Here is a 1,053-nt window from a genome sequence, read left to right as displayed (position 1 = left end):
ATTACTTTCAATCCCACTTTGGTCTTATTTCAACTAGAGTACCTTAACGGCACCATAGAACACTTTTCAGCCTTTCAATCCCACTTTGGTCTTATTTCAACCCTAACAGTCTCAAACATCCTCGTGTTCGGCAACACCTTTCAATCCCACTTTGGTCTTATTTCAACTCCAGACTACGCTTTTTAGCATACAGTCCGTTGCTTCTTTCAATCCCACTTTGGTCTTATTTCAACTTGAATGAATTGTTAGATGCCGGGCGATTAGTGGGCGCTGGCCTTCGATAGCAAGTTCAGCACAGCGACCCCACTAACAATAAGACCGATGCCGACAAACCCCCACGCATCGAGCTTTTGTCCGTAAACAAACCAAGCGATAGCTGTCACCAACGCAATACCGGCCCCAGCCCAGACCGCGTATGCGATGCCAACAGGTATGGATTTAAGGGCGAGGGACAGGAAGTAAAACGCGATTGCGTAGCCAACTACAACCACAATTGATGGTGCCAGTTTCGTGAATCCATAACTTGACTTCAATGCGGACGTTGCGACCACTTCACCTAAGATTGCAACTCCAAGAAACAGCCAGTTCTTCATGCTTCCCTCCATCGGTCTGGAAGGCGAACTTTCAATCCCACTTTGGTCTTATTTCAACGGTCATCATAGAAAAAGCTTTCCATGTATCATTGAACTTTCAATCCCACTTTGGTCTTATTTCAACCCGATAACAACGAGGGCAACGTGCCACGTAGTGGTGACCTTTCAATCCCACTTTGGTCTTATTTCAACCGCCGCCGGCGGGGAGAAGTGAAACGAGTAGCATACTTTCAATCCCACTTTGGTCTTATTTCAACGAGAAAGTCCACACCGAAGAGAATGACATGAAGATGCTTTCAATCCCACTTTGGTCTTATTTCAACCTGCTCTGTCTCTGAGATAGATGTATACATTGAGAACTTTCAATCCCACTTTGGTCTTATTTCAACGAGCAAGCGCTCGCCACCCGAGGAGAGTATGTAGTACTTTCAATCCCACTTTGGTCTTATTTCAACTCGAT

1 protein-coding gene and 1 CRISPR repeat array are annotated in these 1,053 nt (G+C 45.5%); the gene reads right to left on the bottom strand.

What is annotated here, in order from left to right; genetic code table 11:
* Positions 1-260: 260 nt before the first annotated feature.
* Positions 261-593 (bottom strand): Qac family quaternary ammonium compound efflux SMR transporter, encoded by a 333-nt coding sequence (locus tag BP07_RS08230; protein WP_042688078.1) that lies wholly within the window; start codon positions 591-593, stop codon positions 261-263.
* 27 nt (positions 594-620) lie between these two features.
* Positions 621-1,048: a CRISPR direct-repeat array (repeat unit 30 nt; unit sequence CTTTCAATCCCACTTTGGTCTTATTTCAAC).
* Positions 1,049-1,053 lie beyond the last annotated feature (5 nt).

The sequence above is a fragment of the Methermicoccus shengliensis DSM 18856 genome (genome assembly GCF_000711905.1).
Lineage (GTDB): Archaea > Halobacteriota > Methanosarcinia > DSM-18856 > Methermicoccaceae > Methermicoccus > Methermicoccus shengliensis.
This window is presented reverse-complemented; position numbering and strand designations above follow the sequence as displayed.